At 72.0% G+C, this 10,066-nt stretch carries 10 protein-coding genes; 3 read left to right on the forward strand and 7 right to left on the reverse strand.

Going from position 1 to position 10,066, the window contains the following annotated elements; all coding sequences use genetic code 11:
- Window positions 1–79: 79 nt before the first annotated feature.
- The 4 genes from AC0Z36_RS03550 to AC0Z36_RS03565 form a co-directional block, all read right to left on the reverse strand.
- Complete coding sequence (locus tag AC0Z36_RS03550; RefSeq protein WP_485461165.1) at window positions 80–1,582, reverse strand: leucyl aminopeptidase; 1,503 nt, start codon at window positions 1,580–1,582, stop codon at window positions 80–82.
- A 307-nt stretch (window positions 1,583–1,889) separates the two neighbouring features.
- Window positions 1,890–2,684, reverse strand: a complete 795-nt coding sequence (locus AC0Z36_RS03555) for an adenosylcobinamide-GDP ribazoletransferase (RefSeq protein WP_485461166.1) — start codon at window positions 2,682–2,684, stop codon at window positions 1,890–1,892.
- Window positions 2,685–2,719: 35 nt separating this feature from the next.
- Window positions 2,720–3,859: a nicotinate-nucleotide--dimethylbenzimidazole phosphoribosyltransferase gene (locus AC0Z36_RS03560; RefSeq protein ID WP_485461167.1), complete on the reverse strand. Its 1,140-nt coding sequence runs from the start codon at window positions 3,857–3,859 to the stop codon at window positions 2,720–2,722.
- A gap of 356 nt (window positions 3,860–4,215) precedes the next feature.
- Window positions 4,216–5,538, reverse strand: coding sequence for a bifunctional adenosylcobinamide kinase/adenosylcobinamide-phosphate guanylyltransferase (locus tag AC0Z36_RS03565; protein WP_485461168.1), 1,323 nt, complete (start codon window positions 5,536–5,538; stop codon window positions 4,216–4,218).
- Window positions 5,539–5,632: 94 nt separating this feature from the next.
- Between AC0Z36_RS03565 and AC0Z36_RS03570 the strand changes: the two genes are divergently transcribed.
- Entirely contained in the window at window positions 5,633–5,833 is a 201-nt protein-coding gene (locus AC0Z36_RS03570) for a hypothetical protein (protein WP_485461169.1), read from the forward strand.
- A gap of 256 nt (window positions 5,834–6,089) precedes the next feature.
- On the opposite strand, the gene AC0Z36_RS03575 is transcribed toward AC0Z36_RS03570, so the two are convergent.
- From AC0Z36_RS03575 to AC0Z36_RS03585, 3 genes are all read right to left on the reverse strand, one after another.
- Window positions 6,090–7,088, reverse strand: a complete 999-nt coding sequence (locus tag AC0Z36_RS03575; RefSeq protein ID WP_485461170.1) for an aldo/keto reductase family protein — start codon at window positions 7,086–7,088, stop codon at window positions 6,090–6,092.
- Window positions 7,089–7,109: 21 nt separating this feature from the next.
- On the reverse strand, window positions 7,110–7,898 hold the full coding sequence (locus AC0Z36_RS03580) for a class I SAM-dependent methyltransferase (protein ID WP_485461171.1): 789 nt from the start codon (window positions 7,896–7,898) through the stop codon (window positions 7,110–7,112).
- Window positions 7,899–7,984: 86 nt separating this feature from the next.
- Entirely contained in the window at window positions 7,985–8,590 is a 606-nt protein-coding gene (locus tag AC0Z36_RS03585) for a DUF3043 domain-containing protein (protein WP_485461172.1), read from the reverse strand.
- Between the two features lie 287 nt (window positions 8,591–8,877).
- Between AC0Z36_RS03585 and AC0Z36_RS03590 the strand changes: the two genes are divergently transcribed.
- Window positions 8,878–9,678, forward strand: coding sequence for a PspA/IM30 family protein (locus AC0Z36_RS03590; RefSeq protein ID WP_485461173.1), 801 nt, complete (start codon window positions 8,878–8,880; stop codon window positions 9,676–9,678).
- Window positions 9,675–9,953, forward strand: coding sequence for a PspA-associated protein PspAA (gene pspAA, locus AC0Z36_RS03595; protein ID WP_485461174.1), 279 nt, complete (start codon window positions 9,675–9,677; stop codon window positions 9,951–9,953). Before AC0Z36_RS03590 ends, pspAA begins: the two co-directional genes overlap by 4 nt.
- Window positions 9,954–10,066 lie beyond the last annotated feature (113 nt).

Genomic DNA, 10,066 nt, shown 5'->3' on the forward strand with positions numbered 1-10,066 from the left:
GGGTCGGCCATGCTCCGGACGCTGTGGCTGAAGACCGTGCCACTGCGTTCCGGGCATGACCGGCGCCGGGACCCACAGATCAGATCCGGCCTTCGGCCAGGTCCTCCGCCACCTGCACCAGGGTGCGCACGGCGCAGCCCGTACCGCCCTTGGCGCCGTAACCCGAGACGTCGCCCTCGTTGAACGCCGGACCGGCGATGTCCAGGTGCGCCCACGAGATGCCGTCGGCGACGAACTCCTGCAGGAACAGGCCGGCCACCAGGCCGCCGCCGTAGCGGGCGCCCATGTTCTTGATGTCCGCGATCGGCGAGTCCATCGACTTGCGCAGGTCGGCGGGCAGCGGCATCGGCCAGGACTGCTCACCCTGCATGGTCGCGGCGTCCACGATCAGCGAGCGGAACTCGTCGTCGTTGGCCATGACACCGAAGGCGTTGGTGCCCAGGGCGAGCATCATCGCGCCGGTCAGCGTCGCGACGTCGATCATGTACGCGGGCTTCTCCTCGCCGGCGCGGGTGATCGCGTCGGCCAGGACCAGACGGCCCTCGGCGTCGGTGTTGAGGACCTCGACCGTGCGGCCGCCGTACATCTTCAGCACGTCACCGGGGCGGGTGGCGGTGCCCGACGGCATGTTCTCGGCCAGCGTCAGCCAGCCCGTCACGTTGACCTTCAGGCCCAGACGGGCGATGGCGGACACGGCGGACAGCACGGCGCCGGCGCCGGACATGTCCATCTTCATGGTCTCGTTCGACCCGGCCGGCTTCAGCGAGATGCCGCCCGAGTCGTACGTGATGCCCTTGCCGATGAGCGCGATGGTCTGCTTGGCCTTGGGGTGCGTGTAGCCCAGGCGCACCAGGCGCGGCGGCTTGGCCGAGCCCTGGCCGACGCCCATGATGCCGCCGAAGCCCTGCTTGACCAGCGCCTTCTCGTCGAGGATGTCGACCTTGAAGCCCAGGTTCTTGCCCAGGTCGGCCGCGATGGACGCGAACTCCTGGGGGAACAGGTCGTTCGACGGGGTGTTCGTCAGCGTGCGCGCCTGGTTGACCGACTCGCCGATGACGGTGGCGGTGTCCAGGGCGGCCTTGTTGTCCTTGCCGCCCTTGACGCCGACCAGGACGACGTCCTTGACCGGGGCCTTCTGGGCGTCCAGGGTCACCCCGCGCGAGGCGGTGTACGTGTACGCGCCGAGCAGCGCGCCCTCACCGGCGGCGCGGACGGCCGCGGCGTCGGGGAGCGGCAGCACGAGGCCGAGCTTCTTCGAACCCGCGGTCGCGCGGGCGGCGGTGCCGGCCGCCTTGCGCAGCGTCTCGGCGGTGAAGCCGGACTCCGGCTCCTCGCCCAGGCCGACCGCGATGACCAACGGAGCCTTCAGCTGACCGAGCGTCGCGACGCGGGTGAGCTCACCCTCGGCGCCGGTCGCGCCCAGGGCGGCCAGCGACTCGGTCAGCCGGCCGGCGAAGGCGTCTTCGACGGTCTTGCCGCCGTCGGCGACGACGGGGCCGTCGGTGCCCTTGACGAGGCCGATGACGATGACGTCGGCGGCCAGCTTCGCCGCGGACGACGTGCTCAGGGTCAGTGTGGTCACGGGGATCCTGTTTCTCTCACTGGTGCAACGGATGGTGACGGTCGGTGGTGACTCCGCTGTCCGTACGGGCGCTGCCCGCACAGGCCCGGACGACACCGGGTCAGCGGAACCGCCGGGCCGAGGCCGCAGCCCGGCACGGGCCCCCTGCTGGAGGTGTAACCGTCCTTCGGGCCTCAGCATTTCACGTGCGTTTGCGGGCATCTCACCCAGTGGACGATTAAATCGCCGCACGGGCCGCTGATTCGCCGCACTCACGCACTCTGCGGCTCCGCCGGCAGGTCCCGCCGCGTCGCTCCGCCGGAGGTGGCTAACCGGTTGCCAGGACGACGAGGGCGGTCGCCGTGGCCGTCTCCGCCACGGCGCCCAGGACGTCACCGGTCATCCCGCCGAACCTTCGTGCCGTGTGCCACAGGAGCGCCGCGGCGGCCGTCAGACCGGCGAACACGGCGAGGACCGGCCGTACGGGGTCACCCACGGCGGAACCGAGCGCGAGCGCACCGCCGGCCACGAGCAGGGCCACAGCGGCGGACCCCGCCCGGCCGACCGTCCCGGCGACCATCGCGCCCAGACCGCCGGGCCGGGCGGACGGCACGCCACGCACACAGCCCAGCACGATCGCGGTGCGTCCCGCGACCACCGCGACCACCAGCGTCACGGCCCCGTACGCGTACCCGCGCTCCAGCGCCCGTTGCAGCGCGGCGACGTCGACCAGCAGCACCAGCAGCAGCGTCAGCACCCCGAACGGGCCGATGTCCGACTGCTTCATGATGCGCAGCGCGTCCGGCGCGGGCTTGCCCGACCCGAGCCCGTCGGCGACGTCGGCGAGCCCGTCCAGGTGTAGACCACGCGTCAGTACGGCGAGCGCGCCGACGGCCAGCGCGGCGGCGAGCAGCGGCCCCGTGCCCGCGTACCGGGCCAGGCTCTGCACACCGGCCGCGGTCCCGGCCACGACGAGTCCGACGGCCGGTGCCAGCAGCATCGCCCACCCGGCGGTCACTTTGTCGACCCGGGTCACCCGTGCGGGGATCACCGACAGCGTGCCGAACGCCAGCCGCAGACCGTGGGCGATGTCGGCCCAGTGCCTGCGGTTTCCCTCCGGCACGGAGCCGGCCCTGGCGTGCGGATGGTGCCCGGAGGTCACTCCTTGTCCAGCCGGACCGGCTTCTCCGGTGCGGACTTCTCCAGTACGGGCGTCGCAGACACAGACGCAGGAGCGGACACAGACGCAGGAGCGGGCACCGGCACCGGAAGCTGGCCCGCCAGCACCGCGGCGGCCTTCAGCAGCGGCAGCGCGAGCAGTGCCCCCACCCCCTGGCCGTAGCGGACCCGGTAGTCCACCAGCGGTACCAGCGCGAGCCGGTCCAGTGCCTTGGCGTGGCCGGGTTCGGGCGTCAGATGGCCGGCCAGCCACCAGTCGGGGGCCCGGTAGGCGATCCGCTGCACGACGAGCGCGGCGGCGGCGGTGGGCAGCGAGTCGAGGATGACGGGCGTCCGCCGGATCGAAGCTTGGAGCAGGAAACCCGCCGTCGCGGCGAAGTCCGCGCCGCCGCTCACGGCGAGCAGTTGCATCGGGTCGCCCAACTGCGGGCGGGCCCGGCGCAGCGCGTCGCGGACGGCCGCGCACTTGCGGATCCACGCCGCGTCGTCGACGCCCGAGCCGCGGCCGATCACCGCGGCGGCGTCCATGCCGGTCAGCGCCCCGACGAGCACCGCGGCGGGTGTCGTGTCGGCCACCCCGAGGTTGCCGACGGCCAGGAGGTCCGCGCCCGCGTCGATCTCGGCGTCGGCGACCGCCATCCCGGCGGCGAAGGCCTGCTCGGCCTCGGCGCGGGTCAGTGCGTCGGCCCGGTCGATCCGGCCGCTGGAGCGGCGTACGCGGTGTTCGCTCACCCCGTTCGGGAACGGCTCGCAGTCCACCGACATGTCGACGACCCGGACGCCGGTGCCCGCGGTTTCGGCGAGCAGCCCGGCCGCGCCGGTGCCCGCGAGGAGGTCGCGGACGACCCGCTCGGTGTCGCCTGGCCGGCGTACCGACACATCTGCTTCCGCGATGCCGTGGTCGCCCGCGAACAGCACCACCCGGGGCCGCAGGACCGGGCGTACGGGGGAGCCGCCCTGCGTGCCGGCCAGCCAGACGGCCAGTTCCTCCAGGCGCCCGAGTGAGCCGGGTTTCCCGGCGACGGCCAGCAGATGTTCGCGCAGGAGCACCCGCGCGCCCTCGTCCGGCAGTTCGACCAGGCCGGAGAGCGAGTCAAGATCAAGCGAGGTGTCGGTCATGGTCGCAACAGCGTAGCCGGGCCGTACAGAAGACAGGGGCGACAGGTGCGGGCGAACCCCCCGCCCTGGGAATAACGCAATTCCTGACAGAAAGCGATGTGCAGATCACCATCGACTTAGGAAGCGCACACAGGTCCACCTCCACGACCACCAGGCTGAACGTCGGCGCCTCCCCACTGCTCACATCGTCGGAGGCGGGGCACGAACTGCACGCAACCGTGCGGGAGATCCTGGTGCACTGTGGCGGACTCGTCATCCCGCAGTTCGACGACTCAGGGAATGCACTCACGTCCCCGACGGCCCCGCGCGGCGTGCGACGGCGTGTCTGAAATCCGTACGACGGCCTTGAAAACCAACTAGTCGCGCGCGTGCCGCGCCCGGCGCGGCAGGCTCTTCAGCGTCAGGACCTGCCCGGCGACGACCATCAGGACCTCGTCCGACTCGCCCGCCACCACCGCGTTCAACCGACCCAGCTCATCGCGGAACCGCCGTCCCGCCGGAGTCCCGGGCACGACTCCGCTGCCGACTTCGTTGCTCACCGCGACCACTTGGAGCCGGGTGCTCCGCCATGCGCGCACGAGCTCGTCCACCCGCTTGCGCACGGCGGCCTGGCCGCCCGCGTACCAGGTCGTGTCGTCCCACGCGCCGCACTCGTCCATCACCGCGGTCAGCCACAAGGACAGGCAGTCGACCAGGAGCGGGGCCCGGGACGAGGCCAGCAGCCCCACCAGGTCCACCGACTCGACCGTCGTCCAGTGCGCGGGGCGGCGGCCCTGGTGCAGGCCCACCCGCTCGGCCCACTCGGCGTCGCCCTCCCGCGTCCCGCCGGTGGCGACGTAGTCCACCCGCGGCAGTGCGGCCATCCGGCGCTCGGCCTCAGCCGACTTGCCGGACCGCGCGCCGCCGAGCACCAGCGTGCGCAGGCTCCGCACGGGAGCCGCCGACGTCTCCGGGCCCGTACGGACGACCCCGCCGTCCGGCACCGCCCGCGCACCCCACGCCACCAGGCGGCGGTGCAGTTCCTCACCGGGCGGCGAATCGTGCGACAGGTGCACCGCCAGGACGTCGGTCACCTCCGTGACCGCCCCGCTGCGCCGCAGCGCGGCGAGCCGCTCGGGCCACGTGACGACGTCGAGCAGGACCATGTCGTACGGATAACCGCCGGTCGCGTCCGCCCACGCCTGCTCCGACGCGGCGTCAGGGGGCAGTGGGGAGACAGGTATGTACAGGAGCCGGGTGCCCTCCCGGCCCGTCACCGCGTACGCCACCCGCCCCGGGGACCCGCCGGGCAGCACCTTCACCGTGTGGTCGCCCAGGTCCAGCACGTCGCCCGGGGCGACCTGCCGCCACGGCGGGCCGCCCGCGGACGGGCCCGGCATCGTCCCGGGTGCCTCCGACGGGCCGGAGACCGTCTCCAGGCCGGCCCGGGGGACCCAGCCCAGCGGCGCGGCCTCGGCCGGAACGGTCAGCAGGAGGTGCCGCACGGCCGTCAGCGGAAGCCCCGCGCGGGCCGCCGAGTGCGCCGGCTCCGAGCCGCAGTCCAGGAGCAGGGTGCCGTCCACGAGCACCGAAGTGGGCTCCCGCACCGCTGACCCGGTGCACCCCAGACAGGACGCGCAGGTGCAGAACGGCTGGGGCCAGCCCCGCGGGCCGGCCGTGCCGAGCAGCGTCAGCTCCATGATTCGGGGGTGCTCCTGGCGGTACGGGGGATGAGTAAGTCGCTAGCGCTAGTGTGCGGCCAAGCGTGGACGTGTGAGATCGAGGGAGCCCGGAATGACTTGGAAGTGGCGGTACGAGGACGCGGACGGGGCCGAAGTGTCAGGCGTGCAGCCGGACGACTTCCCGAACCAGTCGGACGCGGAGAGCTGGCTCGGCGAGGAGTGGAAGGCCCTCGCCGGAGAGGGCGTCACCGCGGTCACGCTGTTCGAGGACGACACGAAGGTCTACGGACCGATGAGCCTGGGCACCGAATAGCCGGTGCCGACTGCCTGACCGCAGCGGTCCGGGGGCCGGGCATCCGGTGCCGACCGCCTGACCGCAGCGTTACGGCCCCGCCCCCGGCGAACCGGAGGGCGGGGCCGTCTCTGCGTACTACGGCCTGGTCGGCGGGCTCTGCGTACTACGCGGCCTGGTCGGCGGGCTCTGCGTACTACGGCCTGGTCGGCGGGCTCTGCGTACTACGGCCTGGTCGGCGGGCTCTGCGCGCTGCGACCTGGCCGGCGGGCCCTGCCTACGGCCTGGTCGGCGGGCTCTGCGTCTGCGCCGGGTCGGTCTGCGCGACCGGCTCCAGGATCACGTCGATCTTCCCGAGCAGTTCCTCGTCGAGCTTCACCCCGGCCGCCTTGACGTTCTCCACGACCTGCTCGGGGCGCGACGCCCCGATGATCGCGGCGGACACGTTCGGGTTCTGCAGCACCCACGCGACGGCGAGCTGGGCCATCGACAGGCCCGCCTCTTCGGCGAGCGGCTTGAGCTGTTGGACGCGGGTGAGCACGTCGTCGGTCAGCATCCGCGACACGAAGTCGGCGCCGCCCTTGTCGTCGGTGGCCCGCGAATCGGCCGGCGGGGCCTGGCCCGGGAGGTACTTGCCCGTAAGCACGCCCTGCGCGATCGGCGACCAGACGATTTGCCCCAGGCCCAGCTCCTCGCTGGTGGGCACGACTTCCGACTCGATGACGCGCCACAGCATCGAGTACTGCGGCTGGTTCGACACCAGCGGCACGTTCAGCTCACGGGCCAGCTGGGCCCCGCGGCGGATCTGGTCGGCGGTCCACTCCGAGACGCCGATGTACAGCGCCTTGCCCGCGCGCACGACGTCGGCGAACGCCAGCATCGTCTCTTCGAGCGGGGTTTCGTGGTCGAAGCGGTGCGCCTGGTACAGGTCGACGTAGTCGGTCTGGAGCCGCTTCAGCGAGCCGTTGACCGATTCTGCGATGTGCTTGCGCGACAGGCCGCGGTCGTTCCTCCCGGGACCGGTGGGCCAGTAGACCTTGGTGAAGATCTCCAGGCCTTCGCGGCGCTCGCCCTTGAGCGCGCGGCCCAGGACGGACTCGGCACGCGTCTCGGCGTACACGTCCGCGGTGTCGAAGGTGGTGATCCCGCAGTCGAGGGCGGCGCGCACGCACGCCGTCGCCGCATCCTCCTCGACCTGGGATCCGTGGGTCAGCCAGTTGCCGTAGGCGATCTCGCTGACGATGAGACCGCTGCGGCCGAGGTGTCGGAACTCCATGGACACCACCCTATGCGGTGATCACCGGACCGTCTTTTCGCCCACCAGGTGCACGACCGGCGCGACGCTGCGGTACGGGTCGCGGCGTCCGGCCTCCTCCTCGACCGACATGAGGGTCTGCCACGCCTTGCCGGCCCGGGGCACGGGGGCGTCGTCGGGCTGCATGCCGGTGAAGACACCGACGCCGTACCACTCCAGGACGGGCGCGCCCAGATCGGACAGCACGGTGCTCAGCGTCGCGGCCGAGTCGGCGCGCAGCGTGCCGCCCGCCGGGTTCGGGACCGTGGTGGCGTCCAGTGCCTTGCGGGTGTTGTTCCACTGCCCGGCCGACCCGGGCCGCATCGCGGTCGACTCGATGTTCCGCGAGGTCACGGACATCAGCCCGCCCTGCGCGAGCACCCGCGACAGTGCGGCCAGGATGCCGTCCGGCTCCGGGACCAGTTCGAGTACGTCATGGCAGAGCGCCAGGTCGAAGCTGCCCGGGGTGAAGTGCCGCCCGGCCTCAGCCCCGTCGCCCTCGACCAGGCGCAGCCTGGTCTGGACCTCCGGGGCCTCCAGCATCAGTTCGGCGTGCAGCGCGGACAGGAACGCGGTGTCCGTGTGCACGGCGGTCACGATGTGCCCGGCGCGGGCCAGCAGCAGCGCGGGGGAGGCCGGGCCGCACCCGGCGTCGAGCACCCGCAGGGGCCCGCGTCCGCGCAGTCGCGCGAGGTGGGACGCCAGCTGCCGGGCCACGATCTCCCGGCGGACGACGGTGTGCAGGTTTCCCTCGGACGCGGTGACGGTGTGGGGCTCGGCGGTGGTGGCCATGGTGGTCGAACACTCCATCGGCAGGTCGCGGGTACAGATACGACCGGTCCCGGGTTGTGACACCCGGGACCGGTCCTGAAGCTGACTTACGGGGTTTCGCCCCGCTTGACCTGCGGCTTCGGCAGGCGCATCCGGCGCATCTGCAGGCTCCGCATGAAGCCGTACGCGACGACGCCCTTGAGGCTCTGGTCCGCGAAGCGCTCCTTGAGCTGCTTCTTGAGACCGATGCGCAGCCGCAGCGTGTCGACGCCGATCAGGACCATCACACCCAGCCAGAGCAGCAGGGAGACGTTCTTCAACGCCAGGCTCGGCAGCAGCGTCATCACCAGGATGACCACCGCGATGGGCAGGAAGAACTCACCCACCCAGAACCGCGAGTCGACGTAGTCACGCGCGAAGCGACGCACGGGGCCCTTGTCGCGGCTGGGCAGGGCCCGCTCGTCGCCGGTGATGAGCGCCTGCCGCTGGGACTCGCGCTCCTCCCGCATCTTCTCGCGGGAAAGCTTGCGCGCGGCCTTCGGGTCCTTGGTGTTGACCTGCGCCTTCTTGCGGTAGGCCTCGGCCTCACTGCGCTTGGGCGTCGGGCGGCCCTTGGGGGCCTGCGGATCGCGGACCTGCGCTTCGGCCTGGAGACGCTCCAGGCTCTTGGCGGGGGTCTCGGCTGCTGAGGTCTGGGAGCGGCGTCGGAACACGACCCCAGGGTACGTGTTCGACCCCGGGCACTTCACCGGGCCTTCGGACGTCAAACGGGACGTGTGCCACGACTGTGCCACCGACCGGGTGCCGATCCGCCGCCGACCGCGGGCGGACCGACCACCCGCGGCGGTGGAGCGGAGGCGGAAACGCCACTGGTACGTCTGTGACGTGATGTTCTTCCCGCTGCCGGAACTCCGGGCAGCGGCATACGCTGGCAGCTGGTGACAGCATCCCGCCCGCGATGCTGTGTCGGCAAAATCCCTGAAGGGGGCGCGCGAGGCCCATGAGCGGTGTCATGAAGCGGATGGGAATGATCTTCCGCGCGAAGGCGAACAAGGCTTTGGACAAGGCCGAGGACCCGCGCGAGATGCTTGATCTTTCGTACCAGAAGCAGCTGGAGCTGCTGCACAAGGTGCGACGGGGTGTGGCCGACGTGGCCACCGCCCGGAAACGACTCGAACTGCAACTGCGCACGCTCGAACAGCAGGGCGCCAAGCTGGCGGACCAGGGCCGCAAGGCCCTGTCGCTCGGCCGTGAGGACCTGGCGCGTGAGGCGCTGACCCGCAGGTCGAACGTCCAGCAGCAGATCAGCGACCTGCAGGTGCAGTACCAGCAGCTGCAGCAGGACGAAGAGAAGCTCATCCAGTCGTCCCACCGCCTCCAGGCCAAGGTCGACGCCTTCCGGACCCGCAAGGAGACGCTGAAGGCGACGTACACGGCGGCTGAGGCGCAGACCCGGATCGGCGAGGCGTTCACCGGCATCTCCGAGGAGATGTCCGACATGTCGATGGCCATGCAGCGCAGCGAGGACAAGATCTCGCAGATGCAGGCGCGCGGCGCGGCCCTGGGCGAGCTGGAGGCCATCGGCGCGCTCGACAACATGCTCGGCGGCGGCAAGGACGACATCAGCGCGGAGCTGGACCGCCTCGGCGGCGGCAACGACGTCGAGCTCGAACTGCTGCGGATGAAGCAGGAACTGGCCGGCGGCCCGGCGGCCCCGGCCATCGAGCAGGGTCGGCAGTCCCCGCCGCAGTCCGCGCAGCCGCACCCGGACTTCACGTTCGACAAGAAGGACGGCTCATGATCGTACGGATCATGGGGGAGGGACAGCTCGAAGTGGCCGAAAGTCACCTCGACGAGCTCAACCGCTATGACGACCTGCTCCTGGCGGCGCTGGAGTCCGGCGACGAGCCGGCCTTCCGCACCGCCCTGGGCGCGCTGCTCGACAAGGTGCGGGAGTTCGGCGCGGCCGTCCCCGACGACACGCTGGAACCGTCGGAGCTGATCCTCCCGGCCTCCGACGCCCACGCCGAAGAGGTGCGCGGACTGCTGGGGGACGACGGGCTGATCCCCGGCTGACGGGACACGGCCGCGGGGGGGGGCCCCCCGGGGGGCCCCCCCCCCCCCCGGGGGGGGGGGGCCCGCGGGGGGTCCTCCGACACCCAACCGGGACGGCCCCCCGCCCCCCCCCC

Source organism: Kitasatospora sp. UYEF31 (assembly GCF_057291755.1).